The sequence below is a fragment of the Sphingopyxis sp. LC363 genome, assembly GCF_000756385.1.
Lineage (GTDB): Bacteria > Pseudomonadota > Alphaproteobacteria > Sphingomonadales > Sphingomonadaceae > Sphingopyxis.
Window position 1 is genome coordinate 23,236 of sequence record NZ_JNFC01000010.1, and the last position, 24,123, is coordinate 47,358.

Genomic DNA, 24,123 nt, shown 5'->3' on the forward strand with positions numbered 1-24,123 from the left:
AAATTGGGAGGGTCCGATGAAGTCCGTATCGAAGCTGCTCGTGGTTGCCACCGTTTTGGCAAGCAGCGCCAGCGTTGCCGCCTTGGCGCAGACCGCAGCGCCGCCGCCGAAAAAGCCCGCCAATTCGACGATCAATACCGCGGGCTACACAGCGCCCGGCACGACCGAGAGCGGACCCGCCTATGTCGGCCCGATCATGACCGAATGGGGCCGCAAGGTGACCCCCGAAAATGCGTGGCGCAGCTATCCGCGCCCGCAGATGGAACGCGACACCTGGATGAATCTCAACGGGCATTGGGATTATGCGATCCGCCCGGCGAACGAACCGCAGCCCGCGGCGATGGACGGCAAGATCCTCGTGCCCTTCGCGGTCGAATCGAAACTGTCGGGCGTCGCGCGCAAGCTGATGCCCGACGACCGGCTCTGGTATAAGCGCAGCTTCACGCTGCCCGCCAAATGGCCGGGCCAGCGCACCTTGCTCCACTTTGGCGCGGTCGATTTCGAATCGACGGTGCTCGTCAACGGCGTCGTCGTCGGCAGCCACAAGGGGGGCTCCGACCCGTTCAGTTTTGACGTCACCCGCTACCTGCGGTCCGGCGTGAACGAACTCGTCGTACAGGTGACCGACCCGACCTCGACCGGCGACCAGCCGCGCGGCAAGCAGACGCTCGAACCGCGCGGCATCTGGTACACGGCGGTCAGCGGGATCTGGCAGACGGTATGGCTCGAACCCGTCGCCGACCTCCATATCGCCGACCTGCGCGCGGTGCCCGACATCGACAAGGGCGAGCTGGCGGTCGACGTCGCGCTCAGCAACACCGCGACGCCCAGCGACGCCGTGCGCATCACTGCGCGCGACAAGGGCAAGGTGATCGCGAGCACGATCATCCGCGGCAACCGGCAGGGCGTGCTCAAGATTCCAAATGCGCGCCTCTGGTCGCCCGTTGATCCCTACCTCTATGATCTGACCGCCGAACTCGTGAAAGTGACTCCACCGAAGGGGGCGGGTAACGACCGGACGGGGCTGCCGCCGATGACCGAGCGCGAGGTTCAAGCCTATGCCGCGGCAACTGTCACCGGCGCGCCCAGCGACAGCGTCAAAAGCTATTTCGGGATGCGCAAGATTTCGACCGGTATCGATCCCAAGACCGGCAAGATGGCGCTGCTGCTCAACAACAAGCCGCTCTTCCACAATGGCACGCTCGATCAAGGCTGGTGGCCCGAAAGCCTGCTCACCCCGCCGTCGGAGGAAGCCGCGCGCAGCGACATCATCTTCCTCAAGAAAGCCGGCTTCAATATGCTCCGCAAGCATATCAAGGTCGAGCCCGCGCAATATTATCACGACGCCGACCGGCTCGGCATCCTGATCTGGCAGGACATGCCCTCGGGCGCGTTCGGCGATCAGGCGGTGCGGCGGCCGAGCGACCGCGAGGCGACCTTTACCTCGGCGGGCATGGCGCAATATCAGGCCGAACTAGCGCGGATGATCGGCGCGCTCCGCGCCTTCCCCTCGATCGTGATGTGGGTGACCAACAACGAGGGCTGGGGCCAGTACGATGTCAAGACCGTCGGCAGCATCGCCAAGAACATGGACCCGAGCCGCCTCGTCAACAATGCGAGCGGCTGGTTCGACGTGCCCGGAAGCGGGTCGGACGTCTACGACATCCACACCTATGACGAGGTGCCCGTCGAACCCGCGCCGCAGGCCGACCGCCCGATCGTGACCGGCGAATTCGGCGGCGTCGGGCTGCCGATTCCGGGGCATCTGTGGTTCACCGACCGCGACGCGCGCATCTATCAGTTCGCGACCGACAAGGAAGATTATCGCCGCCGCTACAAGATCAAGTTCGACGAGATCATCCGCCAAGCGAAGGAGCTGGGGCTCGCGGCGTCGGTCTATACCGAAACGAGCGACGTCGAGGGCGAACTCAACGGTCTCCTCACCTATGACCGCGCGGTGTCGAAGCTGCCGGTCGAGGATTTCGCCGAGATCGCAAAGCCGCTGTTCGAGGATAAATAAGGCAGGGGAAACGCCGATGGCACGACGCACCACGATGGCCCACTGGGCCGCGACCACCATGCTCGCGGCGCTGATGGGCGTCGCGGCGCCAGCGACGGCTTCCGCTGCCGACAGGTCCGCTCCGCCCGCAGCGGGCAAGCCCAATATCTTGTTCGTGCTCGTCGACGACATGGGCTTCGGCGACCTGTCGGTGATGGGGAACCAAAAGGTCCAGACCCCGAACCTCGACCGTCTCGCGCGCGAAGGCGTGCTGATGACGCAATTCTATGACGCGGCGCCGATCTGTTCCCCCTCGCGCGCGGGCTTTCTGACCGGGCGTTTTCCCGCCGAGGTCGGCTTCGTCAACTATGTCAGCGACCGCGCCTATAATAGATCGGTCGGTCAGGCCGACTGGCTCGACCCCAAGCTGCCCAATATCGCGCGGTTGCTGAAGGGCGCCGGCTATGACACCGCGCATATCGGCAAATGGCATCTTGGCGGCGGGCGCGACATCGGTGATGCGCCCTGGCCGACGGCCTATGGCTTCGACCATAGTTTCACGACCTTCGAAGGGCTCGGGCCCCGCGTGCTGGTGTCCGACGAAGAACGCTTCCTCGCCGAGCAGTCGGACAAACTCGGCGAAGGGCCGCGTTTTTGGGAATTGAAGACCAATCTCACCGGCCTCTACGCCGACATGACCGTCAACTTCGTCGCGCAGCATGCAGAGAGGCCGTGGTTCGTGAACCTCTGGCTCAACGATATGCACGATCCCTGGGCGCCCGACGACGAAAGCCTTGCGGACGTCATGGGCAAGGGCACGTCTTCCGATGACGACCGGATGCTCGCCTCGCTGGTCAAGATGGACAAGACGCTTGGGCGCCTGTTCGACCGCCTCGACCAGATGGGCGAGATGGATAATACGCTCGTCATCGTCACCAGCGACAATGGCCCGTCGTCGTCGCCGCGCTATTATAAGGACGGCCAAGTCGCGCCGGGCAGCACTGGAAATCTGCGCGGTCGCAAATGGAGCCTTTACGAAGGCGGCATTCGTCAGCCGCTAATCCTCTATTGGCGCGGCCATACCAAGGCGGGGTATCGCGACGAGCGGACGGTGGGGCAGGGTGTCGACCTCTTGCCGACGCTCGCGCGCATCGTCGGCGCGCGGGCACCGGCGGGAGTCGACGGGGTCGACCTGTCGCCGGTGATCCAGGGCCGCGCGATCGCGCAGCGGCCCGATCTCTATTGGGCCTATGGCAAGGAAGGCGCGGCGAAAGAGCCGCCGCAGCCGGAGCTCGAGCGCGATCAGGCGCCGCCCTTCGCGATCCGCGAAGGCGATTGGAAGCTGCTTGCCGAGGCGGGCGGGGCGAGCCCGCAGCTCTTCGATCTGGCACGCGACCCTGGCGAGGCGAACGATGTCGCAGCAAGCGAACCCGCGGTCCGCGACCGCCTGCTCGCCAAGCTCAAGGCGTGGATGGCGACGCTGCGCCGATAAGAAAGCGGCCCCGTCGCATGGAGCGCGGGGCCGACCGAATGACAGGAGCGCGCGGCGGCAGATCGCTGCCGCCGCGCATTTCCTCTAGAATTTGATGCGCACGCCCACCGAATAGGTCGTTTCGTCATACGCCATCTCGTTGTTGATATTCGTATATCCGGGATAGTCGTAATAGGTCGACGTGTTGTTCCCGAGGATGTTGGTGCCGCCGACATCGACGCGGATCTGGTCGGTGATGTCATAGCCGATGTTGAAATCGAGCCGTCCACCCCCGCGCGCGTAGGTGACGAGCGCTGGCACTTCGAGCGAAGCGATCGTCTCTTCGGTCATGGGCCGCAGCGTCGGTTGGCCGGTGGCGTCGAGCGAGAGATATTTTGAGCGATAGGTATAGACCAGTCGCGCGTTGATCCCGCTCTTTTCGTACAGCAGGCCGACGGTGTAGTTGTATTTCGACACGCCCTGAAGCGGATAGCCTGCCAGCGGATCGTCGCCCCCGACCTTGGAATCGGCCAGCGTGAAGGCTCCCTGCGCCCCCAGCCCCGACAGCGCGCCGGGCAGGAAGTCGAAGAAATATTGGGTGCTGAGTTCGATGCCCTTCAGCGTCGCCTGGCCGACGTTGCGCGGGCGCGCCACCGAATAATCGACGCCATCGATCATCTCGACCGCGCCGCTCGTGATGACGCGATCGGTGATGTCGCGGTAATAGCCGGCGATCGCCACATAGCCGCTGGGGAAATAATATTCGAAGGTCGCGTCGAGGCTTTCGGACTTCTGCGCCTTGAGGTCGGGGTTGCCCGCATTGCCGGTGCTCTGAACCAGCGGGTTGTTCGACTGGTTGAGCGTGATCGCCGGGTTGAGCGCTTCGAAGTTCGGGCGGCGCAGCGACTTGGCATAGCCGAAGCGGATCTGGATATTGTCGCCGATCCGGAAGCGCGCCGTCGCGTTGGGCAGCCAGTCGTGATCGACCGAGTCGGCGGTCAGCCGGTCATATTCGCCGCCCTCCGCCTCCACGAACGTGCCGATCGTGCGGCTCGTGCGGATATAGCGCACCCCGACGACGCCATCCAATGTGATGCTGTTCGACAGGTCGGTTTCATATTTGCCCTGCACATAGGCGGCGAGCGTATCCTCCTTCGCGTCGAACGCACGGCCCGGATCGAAGTCGGGCCGGCCCGCCGGCAATCCGAAATAGGCGCGCGCGGCGTCGAGCCCGTCTTCCGAGAGGAGGAAATCAGGGTTGGGGATGTAGAAGCGCGAACCATTGTTGAGGTCGGGTGCGCGCGAGCCGAGCACCAGGAAATCGTCGGGCAGTCCGGTATCGGAGACGAGCACCGCGGTCGCCTCGCTCCCCGTCCCGATATTTCCGCCGGGCGTCGCCGTGTTGAGATTGACCGCCTGCTCTTCGGCCGAACGATGTGCGTAGCGAACACCGACCGCGATATTCGACAGGAAGCCGTCGAGATCATAATCGACGTCGCCCTTGGCCTGGAACAGCTTGCCGCGGTTCTCGGTGAAATTCTGGATCAGCGCGTTGCGGATATAAAGATTGTCGCGGCTGAGCAGGGCATCGCCGGGCACCGTATATTCGGCGTGGCCGTCGTTATCCATCGTCACGGTCAGGCTGGGCAGCCGCTGGCCGATGTCTGAGGTGATATTCTGCAGCTCGTATTTCGAGGTCTGGTATGCGACGTCGAGCACCGCGTTCAGTCGGCCCTCTTCATATTTCAGCCCGCCGGCGAACTGCTTGTTACGCTGGTTGAGGTCGCGCGCCTGTGTGGTCTGGTTCGACACGAGGTTGGCGAAGGTCATGCTTTCGGGCTGGCACAGCTCGACCGGGTTATCCAATTGTGCCTGGGTCAGCGTCCACGACTTGTTGCCCTCGGCGTCGGTCTGGATGACCGGGTTGTTGCCGTTCGAACGGACATAGGTGTTGATGCAGCTCGTGCCGGGGGTGACGTCGGTGATCGTCGTACCGTTGGTAAAGGGCTGGATATTTGCACCGTTGCGGCTGCCGCGGTCGCGGAAATAGGTATAGAAGCCCTCGGCATAGACTTCGAGCGACGGCGAGGCTTGCCATTGCAGCGCGCCGTTGAACTGGTGCCGCTCGATAAAGCCTTGTTGCGGGAAATTCTGGAGGATGCCGGGGATGACATAGCCCGGCGTGTTGAACGGCGCGGTGTTGGTGCTGCGCCGCTGGAACAATACGGTCGTCGCGCGATAATAGTCGGACTTCGAATAGGTGCCGTTGATCAGCGCCCCGATCTCTCCGATGCCGGTGTCCCAGCGGTCGGTCGCCAGCAGGCTGAACTGCGGATTGATCTTGTCGACGCGGTCGCCGTAATTGGCGCGGCCGCCAAGGACGACGGTCGGATCCCTGAAATTGAACGGACGGTTGAGCTGAAGGTCGATGACCCCGGCAAGCCCGCCTTCGGTCAGCTCGGCGGTCTGCGACTTGAAAACATTGACGCGCGACAGCGCTTCGGCAGGCATGTCCTGCAGGTCGAAGTTGCGGCCGATCGTCGAAAACACCTCGCGGCCATTGACCGTGGTGAGCACGTCGGGAAGGCCGCGGACGCGCACATCGCCGAGTTCGTTGTTGCGGTTTACCGACACCTGGACGCCGGGTACGCGCTGGAGCGCGGCGGCAGTGGTGGGATCGGGAAGCTTGCCGATGTCCTGCGCGACGATCGCATCGACGACCTGCACCGACTCGCGCTTGATATCGGCGGCGCGCTCGAGCGAGCGGCGGATGCCGGTGACGACGATCGCATCCCCGGTGTTTTCCTGCAGCGCGTCGACCAGCGTGTCGCTGGCGACGGTGCCGCCCGCGTCGGTCGACTGGCCCCACGCCGGTACACTCGCGACGAGTGCAATGACCGACACGGCGGCCGCAAAACCTGTCTGCTTCTTCATCTTCCCTCTCCCAGTTCCGTGCGCAGGCATTTTTGCCCTTGGCGCCGGCAAACAGGAGGCGGGCCGTGGATGATTCGGCGGGGGCACCCCGGCCGCAAACCCGACTCTACCCAGCTCTTCCGCACCCTTTTCGTCGACGCTTCGCCGCGGACGTTGACCAACGGGCCAAACAAAGTCAATATATATATGATAAATCGGTGAATAGGGAGAGTGCTCGGTGAATATCAGATTTGCTGCCCGCCTTTTGGCCCGTGCGGGCTGCGCCGCCGCGGCGATCGCAACCGCCGCCTTGCCGTCGGTCGCGATCGCGGCCGAGGCGGCGCCGGCCCGTCCGCAACCGACTCGTCCGAACGTCGTGGTGATCCTTCTCGACGATGTCGGCTTTTCCGACATGGGCAGCTTCGGCGGCGAAATTCCGACGCCGAACATTGATGCGCTGACAAAAAACGGTCTCGCTTTCACGCAATTCTACAATAATGCGCGGTGCAGCCCGTCGCGGGCGTCGCTGCTGACCGGCACCTATCCGCATCAGGCGGGGCTGGGGCATCTCGAATCGGTCCATGTGCCGGGCTCGAAGGGGTTGCACAGCAAACTGTCCGATCGCGTCGTCACTTTGGCCGAGGTGCTGCAATCGGCGGGCTATTTCACCGCGATGGCGGGCAAATGGCATCTCGGCATCTCGCGCGGCGTCGGCCCGTGGCAGCGCGGCTTCAACCGCTCGCTGACCTCGCCTTCGGGCGAGCTATATTACCGCGACCAGCCCCAACCCCTGGCAAAATCGGTCTATATCGACGGCGAGCGCGTGCCCGCCAGTTCGCCGCGCGTCGGGCAGGGCTATTGGTATTCGTCGGACATGTTCGTCGACTGGCAGGTGAAGTTCATCGGCGAGGCGCGCGAACAGCGCAAACCCTTCTTTCTCTACATGCCCTTCGTCGGGGCGCATTTCCCGCTGATGGCCCCGCCCGAGGATGTCGCGAAATTCAAGGGCCGGTACATGCAGGGCTGGGAGGCGGTGCGCCGCGATCGCTTCGAGCGGCAAAAGCAGCTCGGCATCATCGCCGCTGACGCCGAACTGCCCGCCGCGCTGCCGGGCAGCTACGACTGGAACAAGCTGTCACCGGCGGAGAAGGATCGCTTCGACACGATGATGGCGGTCTATGCCGCGGTGATCCACCGCGTCGACCGCTCGATCGGCACGCTCGTCGATCGTCTGCGGCAATCGGGCGAGCTCGACAATACGCTGATCCTCCTGATGAGCGACAATGGCGGCACCGCCGAAAGCGGCCCCGACGGCCGTCTTAAGGGCGAAGGTCTGCCGGGCAGCGCGCAGTCGGTGGTCTGGACCGGAATGAACTGGGCGACGCTGCAGAACGCGCCCTTCCAATATTACAAACACCACACCTATGAGGGCGGGATCGCGACGCCGCTGATCGCGCACTGGCCGCGCGGGATCGCGGCGAAGGCGCGCGGCACGCTGGTGCGCGAGCCGGGGCATCTGATCGACGTCATGCCGACGCTCGTCGAGCTCGCCGGCGCCACCTATCCCAAATCCTTCAATGGCCATGCGATCCTGCCGTTGGAGGGGCGTTCGATGGTCCCCGCCTTCCGCGGCGAGGCGCTGACGCGCGGCAAGCCGATTTTCTGGGAGCATGAGGGCAACCGTGCCGTCCGCGACGGCAAGTGGAAACTCGTCGCGGGCTTCGAGAAGCCTTGGCAGCTTTTCAACATGGCGGCCGACCGTACGGAGATGCACGACCTTGCTGCGCAGGAGCCCGATCGGGTTCGCACGATGGCGGGCCAATGGGACGCCTGGGCGGCGCGCAGCTATGTCGATGCGTGGAGCGAGGCTTACGATCCGCATCTCAAAGGGAAGGGACGCCAGATCTGGGGCGGTGCGGACGTTCCGCAGCTGCCGCAGGCGCTGGTCGGGGAATAGGGGCGGCTGCGCGCACGACGCGCGCGCGCTTCATGTTTCCGGCTGCGTCGGGTCCTGCACGAGCGCCGACAGGAAATCATCCGCCCAGTCGATGACATCGGCGTCGCGGACGACGGCGTAGAGCTTTTCCCAGCGCGCCTTGCGCTCGGCGAGCGGCATTTGCATCGCGGTCCAGATCGCGCGGGCGACCTCGCCGCCGTCGTGCGGATTGACAAGCAGCGCATCGGTCAGCTGTTCGGCCGCGCCCGCGAAACGCGAGAGAATGAGTACGCCCGGATCTTCGGGATCCTGCGCGGCGACATATTCCTTCGCGACGAGGTTCATCCCGTCGCGAAGCGGGGTGACGAGGCCGATCTTCGCCGCGCGATAGAAGCCGAACAGCTCCGCCCGCCCGAAACCGCGGTTGACGTATCGGATCGGGACGAGGTCGACGTCCGAATGCGCGCCGTTGAACTGGCCGGTTTTCTGCTCGAGCGTCGCGCGGATTTGCTGATACGAACGGACGTCTTCGCGCGAGGGCGGGGCGATCTGGACGAAAAGCAGCTGGTTGACCATGTCGTCGTGGCTGGAGAACAGCCGTTCGAGCGCGTCGATCCGTTCGGGCAACCCCTTGCTGTAATCGAGCCGGTCGACGCCGATCGCGATCGTGCGTTTGCGCGCGCTGCCGCCGAGCCGCTGCTGCGATCGCCGGGCGATCTCGGTTTCGCCGAGCGCCATGAATTCGGCATGGTCGATACCGATGGGAAAGGCGCGTGCGATGGTGCTTTGGTTGCCGATGCGGACCGCGCCGCTGTCCTCGTCGACCTCGGCGCCATGCTCCTTGCGGCAATAATGGAGGAAGCTTTCGAGCCATTCGACCGACTGGAAGCCGATGACGTCATAGCGAAGCATCGCGGCGACGAGCCGCTCGTGATGCGGGAGCGAAACGAGCAGGCGGGTCGGCGGCCAGGGGATATGCAGGAATAAGCCGATGCGGTTTTGCACGCCGTGCGCGCGCAGCCGTTCGCCGAGCGGCAGGAAGTGATAATCCTGCACCCAGACGACGTCGTCCTTCTCGATCAGCGGAAAGAGGCTGTTCGCGAATTGCTCGTTGACGCGTTCATAGCCGCGACCGAATTCATTCTCATATTCGGCAAGGTCGATGCGGTAGTGAAAGAGCGGCCACAGCGTGCGGTTGGCATAGCCGTTGTAATATTCCTCGACATCATGGGGTTCGAGGTCGACCGTTGCGGTGGTGAAGCCGTCGACGCGTTCCATCGTGAGCTGGCCGGTGAATTGTTCGACCTCGTTTCCCGACCAGCCGAACCATATCCCGCCGCGTTTGTGCAGCGCCGCGCTCATCGCGACCGCAAGCCCGCCCTGCGCTCCCGCCGCGCCGCGGCCCTTCGCGACCGACACGCGGTTCGAGACGACGATCAGCCGGCTCATCGCACCGTGTCCCAGCCGCGCGACAGCAGCCCGGCGCAATGGATGATGCCGACGAGCGAATAGGTTTGCGGGAAATTGCCCCAGAGCTCGCCATTCTCGAAATCGAGATCTTCGGAGAGCAAGCCCGAAGGGGTGCGGTGCGCGAGCATCTTTTCGAACAGTTCGCGCGCCTCGTCGCTTCGCCCGCACAGGTGCAGCGCCTCGATCAGCCAGAAGGTGCAGAAGTTGAAAGCGGTCTCGGGCAGGCCGAAATCATCCTCGCTGTCGTATCGCAGCATATGTTCGCCGCGGCGCAGTGCCTTCTCGATCGCGGCGAACGTCGCCTGAAAACGGGGGTTGTCGGCGCGGATATAGCGCAGCTCGACCATCTGGAGCAGGCTGGCGTCGAGGTGGGCATGGCCGAAGGCGGCGCCATAATGGCCGGCAGCCTCATCCCACGCCTCGCGTTCGATCGTTTCGCGGATCTTCGCAGCGCGGTCGTTCCAATAGGCTTCGCGGTCGGGCTTGCCGATCCGCGCCGCAACGTTGCCGAGCCGGTCGCACGCCGCCCAGCTCATCACCGCCGAATAGGTGTGGACGAGCTGTTTGGTGCGGAATTCCCACAGTCCGGCATCGGGCTGGTCGTGCATCGCCCATGCGACCTCGCCGACGCTTTCGAGGCTTTCGAAATCGCGCTCGTCGGCCATGCGGAACAGGCGCTGGTCAAAGAAACCCTGCACGGTCGGCAGCACGATTTGGCCATAGGCGTCGTGCTGGACCTGCTGATAGGCGGCGTTGCCGATGCGCACCGGCCCCATGCCGCGATAACCGGCGAGATGTTCGGCAACCCCCTCGTCGAGTTCGGCGATGCCCATCACCGAATAGAGCGGCTGGATCTGCCCGCCTGCGGCGCGATCGACGATGTTGCGGAGGTAAGCGAGATATTTTTCGAGCACGTCGAGCGCGCCGAGTCGATTGAGCGCCTGCACCGTGTAATAGGCGTCGCGTATCCAGCAATAGCGATAGTCCCAGTTGCGCTCGCTGTGCGGGGCTTCGGGAATCGAGGTCGTCAGCGCGGCGACGATCGCGCCGGTTTCCTCATGCTGGCAGAGCTTGAGGGTGATCGCTGCGCGGATCACCGCATCCTGCCAGTCCATCGGCGTCGCCAGCCCCCGCACCCAGCTGCGCCAATATTGGCCCGTCGCTTCTTCCATCCCGCGCACCGATTCGCGAACGTTGCCGGTAAAGGGCTCGTCGGGGCCGAGAAAGAAATGGAGGTCGGATTCGACGCGGAATGCGAGCTCCTGCATAAGATAGCCGACCGGCGCATCGGTGGTCAGGCGGAGCGGCTGATTGCCGATTAGATAGCGGATATGGTTGGTACCACGCGTCGTCGGGGCGGTTTCCGCGCCATGGCCGCGCATCGGCGACAGGTTCATGCGAACGCGCGGGCTGCCGGCAACGGGGCGGACGATGCGCGTGTAGGCGACCGGCCGGTACATGCGTCCCGAGCGTTCTGCGCGCGGGCAAAAGTCGATAATATCCACCGCGCTGCCATCGGCGGCTTCGAGGCGCGTCACGAGGATTGGCGTGTTGCGGCTGTATCGCGGGGTGGCGCGGACCTGTCCCTCGAGCGCGAAACGCCACACCCCCTCGTCCTGCCGCTCGCCGTTCATCAGGGCGCAGAAGACGGGATCGCCGTCGACCCGCGGAACGCATCCCCATACGAGCCCCGCCGCGCTGTCGACGAGGGCGCTGACCTGGCAATTGCCGATCGGCCAGAGCGACAGATCGCTCACAGGCCCAGCCAATTATAGACCTCGCGGGTGCCGGGAAGCCGGTAATGGGCGATGGTCGGACGCGGCGCGCCGACGAGGATGCCGTGTCCGCCCGCAGCGGCGGCGGCGGCAAACCCGTCTTCGTCGGTAATGTCGTCTCCGATGAAAACCGGCGTGGCGCCGGCATAGGGCGACTGGTCCAGAAGCCGCGCCACCGCCCGTCCCTTATTGGCTTGGGCCGGTCCCAGTTCGACAACCATCTTGCCTCGCCGCACGGCCAGACCTTCGCGCTCTGCAATATCGTCCATGACGCTAAAGACGGCTGCCTCGGCATGTGGTTCCTGCCGGTAATGGATTGCCATGCCGTGCGGCTTGGTTTCGACAAGCAGGTGGGGCCACCGCGCCGCGAGCGACGCGATTGCCATGGTTGTATCGCCGGATAGCGTGACCGCCGGCACAGTGACATCGCCTTGTTCGGCGCCGTGCGAACCCACGATCCTGATCGCCCCGCGCCCGAGATGCCCGCCTATGTCCGAAAGCGACCGCCCGGTGATCAGCGCGAGGCGGCCATCCACGCGCGCCGCCAAGGCTTCGAGCCGTCGTAAAAGATCGGCAGGGACCAGGATAGCGTCCGGCGTTTCCGCGATGTCGACGAGCGTGCCGTCGAAATCCAGAAAGAGCGCCACCGGCTGCTGCGCCGCCCATTCCGTAAGCGGTGGCGGAAGCGGGAGATTGTCCCTTTTGTGCATCGCAGCAAGGCTAGAGGCCGGGGACGCGGGGGTCAACCATCGACCGGCCGGGCGGAGGCGGCCGCTATTTGCCTCGGCAATCGGCGCAGAGACCCATGACTTCCACGATGACGCGGTTCGGGTGGAAGCCTGCCGCTCGGCACAAGCGGTCGACTTCGGGCTCGCATCCGGCGTCGAGCGTGCGGGTGCGGCCGCAGCCGCGACAAATTGTTATCGCTCCGGGCTGGCCGCCGGCCTCGAAATAGGCATGCAGCGTTTCGACCCGATGGACGCGCCCGCCCAACCGATCGAGGATCCGATAAACCTGGTTGGGCGCCAGCGGCACACCGAGCACCCGGCTTTGGCGCGCGATCCTGTAGGCTCCGAGCGGCCGTGGACTCGCACGCACGATTGCCATGACGATTTCCTCAAGCTCAGCAGGTGTCCGCTTGGCGCTTTCGCGTCGCGTATTTTTGTGACCTGCGCCGGGGCGGGGCGGGGGGGGCTGCTTGTCATGCTCAGCCAAGGGCCCGGCGTAGCCGCCAGTTGATGAGATGCCCGCCGATCAGGAACAGGCTGCCGATCGCCGTTATCGCCGCCGACGCCGGCTCGCCCCAGACGGGGAAGAGCGCGGCCACGATGCAGGCGACCCCGGCCGCCCCAAGCTGTGCCGGAAGAAGGGCGCGGTGCCGGCGGTAGCCGAGAAGGAACGCGAGGGCGGCCGCGGGGACGACCAGCACCGCCGCCACGATGTGGAAGACCTCCGATTCGAAAAAGGTACCGGCGAGCATCGGCAAGGCGAGCAGGATCAGCGGCAATGCCAGACAATGTCCGAGGCAGAGAAGCGAGGCCGACACCGCCGTTCCTTCGACGAGGTTCGTCGTCATTTGGCGCCGCGAGGGGCGCGAGGGGAGAGCGCACATGCAAGAAAAGCCTTGAGGGGTTGTGATATGAGATAACGTATCATATACGGCCGGCGTCCAGATAAGAAAGGGGTTTTTGTGAAGTTTCGAGTTCTCCTCCTGTCCGCCGCGGTTCCGGCGGTCGTTCCGCACATCGCCTTTGCGGGCGAAACGGTGCCGGCGGTCAAATCCGCTGCAGGGCCCGACGCCGGCTTCATGCAGGCCGGCAGCACCGCCGATCCCGAGATCGTCGTCTCGGCCAATGTCCTCGGCCTCCGCGCCGACGAGACCGCAACGCCGGTGATCACGCTGACTGGTGAGGAACTGGTTCACCGCCGTCAGGCGACGCTCGGCGACACGCTCGCCGGGCAGCCGGGAATAAATTTCGACAATTTCGGCGGCGGCGCGAGCCGTCCGGTGATCCGCGGCCAGACGGCGCCGCGCGTTCAGGCGCTCTCCGACGGCGCGAGCATCCACGACGCGTCGGCGATCTCGCCCGACCATGCGGTGACGACCGAACCTTTGCTGCTGCGCGGAATCGAGGTGCTGCGCGGCCCATCGGCGCTGCTTTACGGCGGCAGCGCGATCGGCGGCGCGATTAACCTTCTCGACGAAAAGGTGCCGACCTCGATACCCGAAGGCGGCATCGCGGGCACGGTCGAGGGGCGCTTCGGTACCGCGGACGACGAACGGTCGCTCGTGGGCGGGATCACGATCGGCGGGCAGGGGCTCGCGCTGCGCGTCGAGGGCGTCCATCGCTCGTCGAACGACTATCGCGTGCCGAAGGGCTTCGGCGAGCGCCATGTCGACGGATCGTACAACGACACCTCGACCTTCACCGTCGGCGGCTCATGGGTTGGCAGCGGCGGCTATCTGGGGGTCGCTTACACCCGCCAGCGGAGCGAATATGGCCTGCCCGGGCACAGCCACGATTATGAAGGCTGCCATCCGCACGGCAGCAGCCTCCATTGCGGCGGGCACGGGCACGACGACGAGGATCATGATCACGACCATGATCACGACCACGAGCATGAGGAAGTGCCGTTCGTCAAACTGCGCAGCGAGCGGTTCGACATCCGCAGCGAATATGAGGATCCGCTGCCCGGGTTCGAAAAGGTGCGCTTCCGCCTGTCGTTCACCGATTATGAGCATGACGAGATCGAGCATGACGAGGTCGCGACGACCTTCAGCAACAAGGCGCACGAGCTCCGCTTCGAACTGGCGCACAAGCCGATCGGCCCTCTGCGTGGGGCATTCGGGGTGCAGCATTCGGAAAGCAAGTTCAGCGCGGTCGGCGAGGAGGCGTTCCTGCCCGAAAGCGAGACGCGCAACACCGCGCTTTTTCTGATGGAAACGCTCGATGCCGGTCCAGCCCGCTTCGAACTCGCGGCGCGGCAGGAATGGCAGAGGATCGAGACGACGCTGAACCGTGAGGTCAGCCACAAGCCCTTCTCGATTTCGGGCGCGGCGATCTGGGACATCGGCGGCGATTATTCGCTCGCGCTGTCGCTCGCGCGCTCGCAGCGCGCGCCGAATGTGCAGGAGCTTTATGCGCGCGGCATCCATCTTGCCACGAACACCTATGAACTCGGCACCGCGACGCTCGGCAAGGAAACCGGCAAATCGATCGACCTGACCTTCCGCAAGATAAAAGGCGCGACCACCTTTACGATCGCGGCCTATCATCAGGATTTCGACAACTATATCTTCGCCAACACGCTCGACCGGTTCGAGGATTTCCGGCTCATCCGCTACACCGCCGCCGACGCGACCTTCACCGGCGTCGACGGTGAGGTGCGGCATGATTTCGGCACCGTCGGCGTGTCGCTGTTCGGCGATTATGTGCGGGCCAAGTTCAAGGGGGATCTCGGCAACCTGCCGCGCATTCCTGCCGGCCGTCTTGGCGCCCGCGCCGACGGGCGATGGGGGCCGCTGTCGGGCGACGTCGAATATTATCACATCTTCGAACAGGACCGGATCGCGGCGTTCGAAACGCGCACATCAGGCTATGACATGCTCAACGCGACGCTCGCCTACAAGCTCGCACTCGGGCCGAAGGCCGACGCCGAATTGTTCGTGCGCGCGACGAATTTGACCAACGAACTCGCCTATAACCACGCGTCCTTCATCAAAAATGCGTCGCCGCTGCGCGGACGGAATTTCGTCTTCGGGTTGCGGACGAGCTTATAGGGCCAAAGGGGGCGACCGGAAGGAGGGGCATATGGTCCCGCGCCCCTCCTTCCGCCGATCTTTTCAGACGGGCTCGGCCGCCAGGACATAGTCGAAGCCGTGGCGAAGCCCGTCCTCGCGTACGACATGCGCGAGGGCTTCGGCCCGCAACGCCTCGCCGCGCGCAGCGAGGGCGCCCGCTAGGCCGCGGTCGGCGATCCTTGCGAGCCGCGGCGCACACATGTCGATCTGGCTGTTGACGAAACGCTCCTTGTAGCGGTTCGCGAACCGCTTGGCGGCGATGACGCGGTAGCCCGACGCTTCGAGATGATCGACCGTCCATTGCGCCGGATATTCGCGATAGGGCTGTTCGCCCGCGTGGAGCAGGCAGGCATCGCGGAAGCGTCCGATCTCCCAGATCAGCCGCCCCGCTTCGGTATCTGGCGCGCCGGTCACATAAGGCTCCAGCCCGACGACATAGAGCCGTCGTCCGACGAACGGACGCAGCCGCGCGAACAGGCGATGCTGGAAATAGGGCGCGAAACCGTCGATTGCGCCGAGAAGGTAATCCGCCAGCACCGTGTCATATCGCTCGCCCGCCAGCAGCGCGGGGTCGGCCCAGTTGCCGACGATGATGCGGTCGGCGGTGCGGCGCTTCGCCGCGATCGCATCGGCGACCTGCGCGGCGTGGGCTTCGGCGCCGCTCACCGCGGTCCAGCATTCGGTGGCGAGCGAACCGATCCAGCCGATCGAGTGGGTTCCCGTCCCGGCATCGAGGAATTTGCCCCATGGCTGCCCGTCCTGAAGGGCTTCGATTTCCTGAAAAAGTCCCGAAACCGACTGTCCCTGTTCACCATCAAATATCATTAACATGATATAGAGTATCATCGACGCTTTATCAAACACCGAACCCGCCGATGGCAAATCAGCGGCGCATCGGCCTTGCGCAAGCGACGATCAACGCCGCCTGGTGCCGTAATCGATCCGGATTCGGACCCAGCTACCCACCATCGGCCGCCCGCCAAGCCGCGGAGGCCGCACCTGAAACTGCCACGCCGCGGCGAGCACCGCGCGATTGATCTGCGATCCATACGGATATTCGTCGAGCCCGACGCAATCCTCGACCCGGTAATCGGGCGCCGTGCGGCAGGCGATCAATCCCCAGCCGGGCCCGCTGGCGGTGGACAGATAGCCGCGCAACTCGCCATCGCTCGGCTCGCGGTACCAGGCGGCCGCATAGAGCGGCTCGCCGTTGGGTGCCGTTCCCACGCGTTCGGTGTCGCGCGAAGAGGATGATCGGCCTGTATCGGGTGGCCCGTAAACCGGCCCGCCCTGTGGACGCGCGGCCTTCGGGGGACTCGCCGGCATTGGCCGCTGGACGGGCGCTGGCATTGGGGGCGCGGCCGGCGGTTCGGGGACTTGCGGCGGCAGCGGTGTCAACGGCTGCGGTTCGTCGGGTTCCGGCTGCGGCGAGGTGGTCCGTTCCTCGGTCTGCTGGCGTTCCGGGCTGTCCGGCTCGGGCGCATCTTTCGCGGTCTCGGCGGCCTCGAGGCTCACCACGCTGATCGACTCTTCCTCAGCGTCAGGCTGCGTTCCGGGCCCCCACGAGAGGAGCATGAGCAGCAGAAGTCCGGCAATCGCCACGGCCAGGCTGATGGCAAGCGTGCGGCGACCTACCCCGATGTTGAGCTGTGCGACGTAGGGCGTGGCCGGAACAGGGTTCAGTCGAAGCAAGGTGTTTCAGCGTAGCCCTGCACAAGTCTGGAAAGATATGGCTCCCCGGGTAGGATTCGAACCTACGACCGATCGATTAACAGTCGATTGCTCTACCGCTGAGCTACCGAGGAACACGCCGCCGATGCGGACAAGGCGGCCCCTTTGCCGCCAACCGATATAATTATCAAGAGGGTTTTGGCGGCTTTGTGACTCTCAGGCGATAAATTGTTCCATTGCGATGCGTTCGTCGAGGCCCTGGTCGGGATCGAACAGCAAAGTCAGCGGCCGGCTGCGGTCGGTCGTCACGAGCACGGTCTTCACGTCGCGGATCTCGCGCTGGTCGGCGACCGCGCTGACCGGGCGTTTGGCGGCCTCGCGGACGTTGAAGCGGATGCTCGTCGATTCGGGGACGAGCGCGCCGCGCCAGCGCCGCGGGCGGAAGGGGCTGATCGGCGTAAGCGCGAGCATCGCCGAATCGAGCGGCAGGATCGGGCCGTTCGCGCTGAGATTATAAGCGGTCGATCCGGCAGGGGTAGAGACGAGCACGCCGTCGCACGCCAGTTCCTCTAGCATCGTCTTTTCGTTGATCATCACTTCGAGCTTCGCGGCCTGGCGCGTTTCGCGAAGCAGCGAGATTTCGTTGATCGCCGGCAAAATGTGCCGCTCGCCACTGATCGTCGTGATGTCGCCCGACAGCGGATGGATCAGATAGGGGCGCGCCGCGGCGATGCGGTCGAGCAGCCCTTCGACGCGAAACTCGTTCATCAGAAAGCCGATCGTGCCGCGGTTCATTCCGAAGACGGGCAGGCTGCGGCGCTGGTCGAGCAACTGATGCAGCATGTGCAGCAGGAAACCGTCGCCGCCGAGCACGATCAAGAGGTCGGCCTCCGCCAGATCGACGAAATCGTAGAGCGGGCGAAGTTCGGCCTCCGCTTCCATGGCCGCGGGCGCATTCGATGCGACAAGCGCGATCTTGCGTTGCATATTGGTCCGGTTCCCCCGTGCCTTCGAATATCGGAACGGCCTGTTAGCCGCCCGTTGCACTCATATGACGCGCGACCGCCGGTTTGGACTCTCGTTCGATATGAAAGTCATGCGCGCGGGGTTTGCCAGCCAATGCGGCGTCAATCAAGCCGTCGACGTCGCCGTCTTCGCGCAAGGCTGCGCGCAGGTCGACATGATCGTCCTGGCCGAGGCACATATAGACGCGGCCTTCGACGGTCAGACGGATGCGGTTGCACGTCGCGCAGAAATTGTCGCTGAGCGGCGTGATCAGGCCGAGCGTGACCGGGCTGTCCTCGACCGCGAAATAGCGCGCGGGACCGCCGGTGCGTTTGTCGACGGGATAGATGGCATGCGCATCGCGCAGCGGCGCGATGAAATGATGGAGCGGGATATAATGATCGCTGCGATCGTCCGCGATCTCGCCGAGCGGCATCGTCTCGATGAGCGTGAGGTCGCAGCCGGTCTCCGCGCAATAATCGAGCATGGGGAGCAGTTGATCCTCGTTGAGTCCAGCAAGCGCGACCATGTTGATCTTGATCGCCAGCCCGGCCGCGCGCGCCGCCTCGATCCCGCGCAGCGCGACATCGAGGTCGCCGACGCGCGTGATATGCCGGAACGCCGCCGGATCGAGGGTGTCGAGGCTCACGTTGATACGGCGCACCCCTGCCGCCGCCAGCATCGACGCATGTTCGGCAAGCCGCATCGCGTTGGTCGTCAGCGTGAGCTCGTCGAGGCCGTGGCCGATCAGCGCCCCCAATCGCATCGCGAGCGTGTCGATACCGCGCCGCACGAGCGGCTCGCCGCCGGTCAGGCGGATGCGGCGGATGCCGCGTGCGACGAAACGCTCGGCAAGTTCGGCCATTTCCTCGATGCTGAGCACCGCCGACCTGGGCAGGAAGGTCATGTCTTCGGCCATGCAATAACGGCAGCGCAGGTCGCAGCGGTCGGTGACCGACAGGCGCAAGTAACTGATCCGGCGACCAAGTCCGTCGATTAACGGTGCCGACGACGCGGCGTGGTGGGATAATGAGACAGCCACGGACATATTGTGGTGCAAAAGGCAGGAGCTTGGCAAGGAAAGCCTGTTAGGAAGGGGCAATGAATCGCCTGTCCGAAACCCTTTCCGCCTGCGCCCACAAACTCGAAATCCTGCACGCTCGGCACGACGCCGACGTCGGTGTCATCCTGGTTCAGGTCGATCAGATGGCGCGCATTAACAACAGCGCTGGAACAGCAGCAGGCGATTCGGTGCTCGACGAAATCGGGCGACGGCTGGAAAATTTTGCGAGCGACGAGTTCGGCCAAGGGTCGTGCGTCGACCGGCTCGACGGGCCGCGCTTCCTGATCGTTCCTGCAACGCCGCTGTCGCTCGGGGCGCTTCGCGCACAGGAGCGCGCGCTGCACGTTGCGCTTGCCGAACCAATCGTCGGCGATCCGCACGGTCGCCTGTCGATCCGCATCGCCGCTGCACTGATCACGCAGGGCGAATCGGTCGCCGAGCAACTTGGTGCAGCGTGTGACCAGCTCGCGCGGCCCGCGTCGGCACGCGACGGAGTGATGGTCCATGCCGCGCTGTCGCGAAATGAGGTCGCGATCCATTACCAGCCGCAATATGATGTGGCGACCGGCGCGATGACGGGCGTTGAGGCGCTGCTGCGCTGGCAGCATCCCGAACTCGGGCTGCTTGGGGCCGGGCCGCTGGTGACCGCGGCGCGTGCGGCACGCCTCGAATGCGAGCTCACCGAACATGCGCACCGCGTCGCGCTCGCCGAAATGGCGACCTGGCCAAAGGCGCTCGCGAAGCTGCGCGTCTCGCTCAACATCACCGCCGCCGACCTTGGTGACCCCGAATTCGCCGGGCGCTTCGCGGCGATGGCAAAGGCGGCGAGGGTGGATCCCGACCGGCTGACGCTCGAACTGACCGAACAGGCGATGCTCAGCGATCCGGCGAGTGCCGCCGACCAGCTGGCGCAGATTCGCGCGCTCGGCGTCGCGATCGCTATCGACGATTTCGGCACCGGCTATTCCAGCCTGTCGCTGCTCGCGCGGCTGCCGATCGATTATCTCAAGATCGACAGCGGCTTTACCCGCACGATCGACGGCAGCGACCGCGACCGCATCGTCGTGCGCGCGATCGTCGATCTCGCGCGCGCTCTCGGGCTACTCGTGGTTGCCGAGGGGATCGAGAAGGAGCGCCAGCTGGAACGGCTGAAGGAACTCGGCGTTGCGACCTGGCAGGGATTCCTGAAATCGGGGCCAGTGCCGGGGGATCAACTGCTTGGGTTGATGGAATAGCCGTCGCCCCCGCGAAGGCGACGTTATGAAGTCTGCTTCGCCAGCTTGCCCAATCCTTTCGACAATTGCAGCGCACCGTTGAGCCGCGCACCGGTGCTCACCCAGTCGCCGCTGATCGACAGCTTGTTGTCGGGGCGGATGCGCGCGCGGCCCTTCAGCCGTTCGACATAGGCGATCAGGCCGGGGACGTTGGCGAACTGGTCGCCGTGGAAGCTGATCAGCGCGCCCTTGGTCCCCACGTCGAGCTTGGCGATGCCCGCGAGCTTGGCGTTCGCCTTGATCTCCATCAGCTGAATGAGGTTCGCGGTCTCGGGCGGCAGCGGGCCGAAGCGGTCGATCATCTCGGCGGCGAAGGCATCGAGCGCCGGCCGGTCGCTCGCTTCGTTGAGGCGGCGATAGAGTGCCATGCGCAGCGGCAGGTCGGGGACATAATCCTCGGGGATCAGGATCGGCGCGTCGACGGTGATGACCGGCGACAGCGCCTCGCGCGGCGGCGCGGCGCCCATGCCCTCGGCCTTGGCCACCAAAATGGCCTCCTCGAGCATCGACTGGTACAGCTCGAATCCGACCTCGCGGATATGCCCCGACTGCTCGTCGCCGACGAGGTTGCCCGCGCCGCGAATGTCGAGGTCGTGGCTCGCGAGCTGGAAGCCCGCGCCGAGCGTGTCGAGATCGCCGAGCAATTTCAGCCGCTTCTCGGCGGTGTCGGTGATCGCGCCGCCTTCGAGCGTCGTGAGATAGGCATAGGCCCGCGTCTTCGAGCGCCCGACGCGGCCGCGCAGCTGATAGAGTTGCGCGAGCCCGAAACGGTCGGCTCGGTGGACGATCAGCGTGTTCGCGCTCGGAATGTCGAGCCCGCTTTCGACGATCGTCGTCGATACGAGCACGTCATATTTGCGGTCGTAGAAAGCGCTCATCCGCTCCTCGACCTCTTGCGCGCCCATCTGGCCGTGCGCGACGACATATTTGATCTCGGGCACGCGCGTGCGCAGGAACTCCTCGATGTCGGGAAGGTCCTTGATCCGCGGGGTAACGAAGAAACTCTGCCCGCCGCGGTCGTGCTCGCGGAGCAGTGCCTCGCGGATCACGACCGGATCCCACGGCGCGACGTAAGTCCGCACCGCAAGCCGGTCGACCGGCGGCGTCTGGATCACGCTGAGTTCGCGGAGGCCCGACATCGCCATCTGGAGCGTGCGCGGGATCGGCGTTGCGGTCAGCGTCAGGACGTGGACGTCGGCCTTGAGCTGCTTCAGCCGCTCCTTGTGGACGACGCCGAAACGCTGCTCCTCGTCGACGATGACGAGGCCGAGATTCTTGAACTCGACCGCCTTGGCGATCACCGCATGGGTGCCGACGACGATATCGATCTGACCGCTCGCGAGGCCGTCGCGCGTCTTTTGCGCTTCGCTCGCGGGAACGAGACGCGACAGGCGCCCGATGTTGACCGGGAAGCCTTTGAAGCGCTCGACGAAATTGGTGTAATGCTGGCGCGCAAGCAACGTTGTCGGGACAACGACCGCGACTTGCACCCCCGCCATCGCGGCGACGAAAGCCGCGCGCAGCGCCACCTCGGTCTTGCCGAAGCCGACATCGCCGCACACGAGCCGGTCCATCGGGCGCCCCGACGCCATGTCGGCGAGCACGTCGCCGATCGCGCGGTCCTGATCGTCGGTCTCCTGATAGGGAAAACGGTCGGCGAAGGCGGGATAGGCAGCATCCTGCGCGAGCAATTCGCCCGAACGCAGCGCGCGCTGCGCCGCGGTCGCGAGCAGTTCGCCCGCGATCTCGCGGATGCGTTCCTTCATCCGCGCCTTGCGGCGCTGCCAGGCTTCGCCGCCGAGCTTGTCGAGCGCGACCCCGTCGCTCTCGCCGCCGTAGCGCGAGAGGACATCGAGATTCTCGACGGGGACGTAGAGCTTGTCGCCGCCCGAATAAGTGAGCGCGACGCAATCGTGCGGGCTGCTCCCGACCGGGATTTGCGTCAGGCCCTCGTAACGCCCGATACCATGATCGAGGTGGACGACGAGGTCGCCGACGCTGAGCGTCGCGAGTTCGGCGAGGAAGGCGTCGGCGCTCTTGCGGCGCTTCTGACGCCGAACGAGGCGCTCGCCGAGGATATCCTGCTCGGTGAGCAGGCTGACCGCGTCGCTCGCAAAGCCATGGTCGAGCGGCAGGACGACCATCGCGGTCGCGCCGCCGCTTTCGGACGAAGCTGTGCCGAGCGCATCCTGCCAGCTGTCCACGGGGGCGAGAGAGGTGACGCCGTGGTCCCGCAGCAAGCCCGACAATCGCTCGCGCGCGCCGCCCGAATAGCTGGCGATGATCGTCTTGCGGCCCTTGCGACGCTCGTCCGACAGATGGTCGGCGACCTTTGTGTAGACATTTTCGTCGGCGGTGCGCTCGGGCGTGAAATCGCGCGCGGCGAAGGTTTCGAGATCGACGACCGTTGCCGACGGGGGCACGTCGAAGGGGGTCACGACATGGATCGGACGCTCGCGGGCCGCCCCGACCCATTCGGCCTCGGTCAGATAGAGCGTTTCGGGCGCGAGCGGGCGATAGCTTCCCGGCGACTCGCGCTCGGCGGCGACGCGGTTGGCATGATAGTCGGCGATCGCGGCAAAGCGCGTCTCGGCGGTCGCTTCGGTGCGATGGCCGCGCAGCACCGGCGCCGCGGGATCGATATGGTCGAACAGCGTCGCCAGCCGTTCCTCGAACAAGGGCAGCCAATGGTCCATGCCCGCCTGCCGCCGGCCGTCGCTGACGGCCTGATAGAGCGGGTCGCCAGTCGCCTGTGCGCCGAACAGGTCGCGATAGCCGGAGCGGAAACGCTTGATCGTCGCTTCGTCGAGCAAGGTTTCGCTGGCGGGGAGCAGTTGCAGCGCCTTTGCGGGGCCGAGGCTGCGCTGGTCGGCGGGGTCGAAGCGGCGGATGCTCTCGATCTCGTCGCCGAAGAAATCGACGCGCAGGCCATTTTCCTCGCCCGCCGGGAACAGGTCGAGAATGCCGCCGCGCACCGCGAACTCGCCCTGATCGGCGACGGTGTCGACGCGGCTGAAGCCGTTCGATACGAGTAGCTCGGCGAGCGCGTCGCGGTCGATCCGCTGTCCCGGGGCAAGCGTCGTCGCGAGCTGGCGGATGCGGAACGGGGTGAGCGTGCGCTGGGTGATTGCAGCGACGGTCGTGAGGATCAACTCGCCGCGCTTCGCGGGAAGTTGCAGCGCCGAGAGCGTCGCAAGCCGGTCGGCGCTGACGCGCATCGACGGCCCCGCGCGGTCATAGGGCAGGCAGTCCCATGCGGGGAAGCGGTGGACGATCAGGTCGGGCGCGAAGAAGGGGGCGGCATCGGCGACCGCCTGCATCGCCCCATCGTCGGTCGCGACATAGACGAGGCGCTTGTCGCTGGCGCGCGCAAGGTCGGCAAGCAGCAGCGGCAGGAAACCGTCGGCGGTGCGCGCCAGCGTCAGCGGCGCCGGGGCCGACGCGATGGCGGCGAATATGTCGGCGGCACTCCGGGTCATGGCAGCGGGATATAGTCCAGCCGGCGCATCGCCGCGATCATATCGGGGCGGTCGAGATGCGTCGGCGGATGGCCGGTGCCGAGCGCCCATGCCATGATGTCGACGTCGTCTTCCTCGACGACGATTTCGAACCAAGCGATCTCCTCCTCGCTCCAGCCGGCCGAATAGCGGTCGAAGAAGCCTCCGATCATATAATCGGCCTCGCGCGTGCCGCGGTGCCAGGCGCGGAATTTCAGGCGTTTGAGGCGGTCGGTCATCTATTTCT

At 65.2% G+C, this 24,123-nt stretch carries 17 protein-coding genes and 1 tRNA gene; 5 read left to right on the forward strand and 13 right to left on the reverse strand.

The window, feature by feature from the left end:
* Positions 1-16: 16 nt before the first annotated feature.
* Positions 17-2,020, forward strand: coding sequence for a glycoside hydrolase family 2 protein (locus FG95_RS04885; RefSeq protein ID WP_200880149.1), 2,004 nt, complete (start codon positions 17-19; stop codon positions 2,018-2,020).
* Between the two features lie 16 nt (positions 2,021-2,036).
* The gene (locus tag FG95_RS04890) at positions 2,037-3,491 is read left to right on the forward strand and encodes a sulfatase-like hydrolase/transferase (RefSeq protein ID WP_052182103.1); all 1,455 of its coding nucleotides are present in this window, start codon (positions 2,037-2,039) and stop codon (positions 3,489-3,491) included.
* Positions 3,492-3,575: 84 nt separating this feature from the next.
* On the opposite strand, the gene FG95_RS04895 is transcribed toward FG95_RS04890, so the two are convergent.
* Positions 3,576-6,404, reverse strand: a complete 2,829-nt coding sequence (locus FG95_RS04895) for a TonB-dependent receptor (RefSeq protein WP_037554332.1) — start codon at positions 6,402-6,404, stop codon at positions 3,576-3,578.
* A gap of 217 nt (positions 6,405-6,621) precedes the next feature.
* Between FG95_RS04895 and FG95_RS04900 the strand changes: the two genes are divergently transcribed.
* Positions 6,622-8,340, forward strand: a complete 1,719-nt coding sequence (locus FG95_RS04900) for an arylsulfatase (RefSeq protein ID WP_152567579.1) — start codon at positions 6,622-6,624, stop codon at positions 8,338-8,340.
* A gap of 30 nt (positions 8,341-8,370) precedes the next feature.
* On the opposite strand, the gene FG95_RS04905 is transcribed toward FG95_RS04900, so the two are convergent.
* From FG95_RS04905 to FG95_RS04925, 5 genes are all read right to left on the reverse strand, one after another.
* The gene (locus FG95_RS04905; protein WP_037554386.1) at positions 8,371-9,768 is read right to left on the reverse strand and encodes an alpha,alpha-trehalose-phosphate synthase (UDP-forming); all 1,398 of its coding nucleotides are present in this window, start codon (positions 9,766-9,768) and stop codon (positions 8,371-8,373) included.
* Positions 9,765-11,546, reverse strand: coding sequence for a glycoside hydrolase family 15 protein (locus FG95_RS04910; RefSeq protein ID WP_037554334.1), 1,782 nt, complete (start codon positions 11,544-11,546; stop codon positions 9,765-9,767). The genes FG95_RS04905 and FG95_RS04910 overlap by 4 nt, the downstream gene beginning before the upstream one ends.
* Positions 11,543-12,211, reverse strand: coding sequence for a trehalose-phosphatase (otsB, locus tag FG95_RS04915; RefSeq protein WP_161786532.1), 669 nt, complete (start codon positions 12,209-12,211; stop codon positions 11,543-11,545). Before otsB ends, FG95_RS04910 begins: the two co-directional genes overlap by 4 nt.
* Before the next feature lie 127 nt (positions 12,212-12,338).
* Positions 12,339-12,671: a hypothetical protein gene (locus FG95_RS04920; RefSeq protein WP_052182104.1), complete on the reverse strand. Its 333-nt coding sequence runs from the start codon at positions 12,669-12,671 to the stop codon at positions 12,339-12,341.
* A 100-nt stretch (positions 12,672-12,771) separates the two neighbouring features.
* Positions 12,772-13,140 (reverse strand): MerC domain-containing protein, encoded by a 369-nt coding sequence (locus tag FG95_RS04925; protein WP_052182105.1) that lies wholly within the window; start codon positions 13,138-13,140, stop codon positions 12,772-12,774.
* Between the two features lie 114 nt (positions 13,141-13,254).
* Between FG95_RS04925 and FG95_RS04930 the strand changes: the two genes are divergently transcribed.
* Positions 13,255-15,345, forward strand: coding sequence for a TonB-dependent receptor domain-containing protein (locus FG95_RS04930; RefSeq protein WP_235211466.1), 2,091 nt, complete (start codon positions 13,255-13,257; stop codon positions 15,343-15,345).
* Positions 15,346-15,408: 63 nt separating this feature from the next.
* Here the strand turns inward: FG95_RS04930 and FG95_RS04935 are convergent, their stop codons facing one another.
* From FG95_RS04935 to moaA, 5 genes are all read right to left on the reverse strand, one after another.
* On the reverse strand, positions 15,409-16,191 hold the full coding sequence (locus FG95_RS04935) for a hypothetical protein (RefSeq protein WP_200880150.1): 783 nt from the start codon (positions 16,189-16,191) through the stop codon (positions 15,409-15,411).
* A 90-nt stretch (positions 16,192-16,281) separates the two neighbouring features.
* A complete protein-coding gene (locus FG95_RS04940) occupies positions 16,282-17,058 on the reverse strand; it encodes a hypothetical protein (RefSeq protein ID WP_052182106.1) in 777 nt (258 codons plus the stop codon).
* A gap of 38 nt (positions 17,059-17,096) precedes the next feature.
* Positions 17,097-17,171 (reverse strand) — tRNA-Asn (locus tag FG95_RS04945).
* Between the two features lie 82 nt (positions 17,172-17,253).
* Positions 17,254-18,024 carry an NAD kinase gene (locus FG95_RS04950; protein ID WP_037554338.1) on the reverse strand — a complete coding sequence of 257 codons (771 nt, stop codon included), beginning with the start codon at positions 18,022-18,024 and terminating at the stop codon, positions 17,254-17,256.
* Between the two features lie 43 nt (positions 18,025-18,067).
* The gene (gene moaA / locus FG95_RS04955) at positions 18,068-19,090 is read right to left on the reverse strand and encodes a GTP 3',8-cyclase MoaA (RefSeq protein WP_052182107.1); all 1,023 of its coding nucleotides are present in this window, start codon (positions 19,088-19,090) and stop codon (positions 18,068-18,070) included.
* Between the two features lie 53 nt (positions 19,091-19,143).
* Between moaA and FG95_RS04960 the strand changes: the two genes are divergently transcribed.
* On the forward strand, positions 19,144-20,340 hold the full coding sequence (locus tag FG95_RS04960; RefSeq protein WP_037554339.1) for a GGDEF domain-containing phosphodiesterase: 1,197 nt from the start codon (positions 19,144-19,146) through the stop codon (positions 20,338-20,340).
* 23 nt (positions 20,341-20,363) lie between these two features.
* On the opposite strand, the gene mfd is transcribed toward FG95_RS04960, so the two are convergent.
* Together mfd and FG95_RS04970 are read right to left on the reverse strand one after the other, a co-directional pair.
* A complete protein-coding gene (gene mfd, locus FG95_RS04965; RefSeq protein WP_052182108.1) occupies positions 20,364-23,858 on the reverse strand; it encodes a transcription-repair coupling factor in 3,495 nt (1,164 codons plus the stop codon).
* Positions 23,855-24,115 carry a succinate dehydrogenase assembly factor 2 gene (locus FG95_RS04970; RefSeq protein WP_037554340.1) on the reverse strand — a complete coding sequence of 87 codons (261 nt, stop codon included), beginning with the start codon at positions 24,113-24,115 and terminating at the stop codon, positions 23,855-23,857. The genes mfd and FG95_RS04970 overlap by 4 nt, the downstream gene beginning before the upstream one ends.
* Positions 24,116-24,123: the final 8 nt, after the last annotated feature.

Coding starts and splice junctions, on each gene's coding strand:
- FG95_RS04950 (WP_037554338.1), bottom strand. CDS start 18,024: ATGCAACGCAAGATCGCGCTTGTCGCATCGAATGCGCCCGCGGCCATG.
- FG95_RS04935 (WP_200880150.1), bottom strand. CDS start 16,191: ATGATATTTGATGGTGAACAGGGACAGTCGGTTTCGGGACTTTTTCAG.
- FG95_RS04920 (WP_052182104.1), bottom strand. CDS start 12,671: ATGGCAATCGTGCGTGCGAGTCCACGGCCGCTCGGAGCCTACAGGATC.
- FG95_RS04890 (WP_052182103.1), top strand. CDS start 2,037: ATGGCACGACGCACCACGATGGCCCACTGGGCCGCGACCACCATGCTC.
- FG95_RS04885 (WP_200880149.1), top strand. CDS start 17: ATGAAGTCCGTATCGAAGCTGCTCGTGGTTGCCACCGTTTTGGCAAGC.
- FG95_RS04960 (WP_037554339.1), top strand. CDS start 19,144: ATGAATCGCCTGTCCGAAACCCTTTCCGCCTGCGCCCACAAACTCGAA.
- FG95_RS04905 (WP_037554386.1), bottom strand. CDS start 9,768: ATGAGCCGGCTGATCGTCGTCTCGAACCGCGTGTCGGTCGCGAAGGGC.
- mfd (WP_052182108.1), bottom strand. CDS start 23,858: ATGACCCGGAGTGCCGCCGACATATTCGCCGCCATCGCGTCGGCCCCG.
- FG95_RS04925 (WP_052182105.1), bottom strand. CDS start 13,140: ATGACGACGAACCTCGTCGAAGGAACGGCGGTGTCGGCCTCGCTTCTC.
- FG95_RS04895 (WP_037554332.1), bottom strand. CDS start 6,404: ATGAAGAAGCAGACAGGTTTTGCGGCCGCCGTGTCGGTCATTGCACTC.
- moaA (WP_052182107.1), bottom strand. CDS start 19,090: ATGTCCGTGGCTGTCTCATTATCCCACCACGCCGCGTCGTCGGCACCG.
- FG95_RS04970 (WP_037554340.1), bottom strand. CDS start 24,115: ATGACCGACCGCCTCAAACGCCTGAAATTCCGCGCCTGGCACCGCGGC.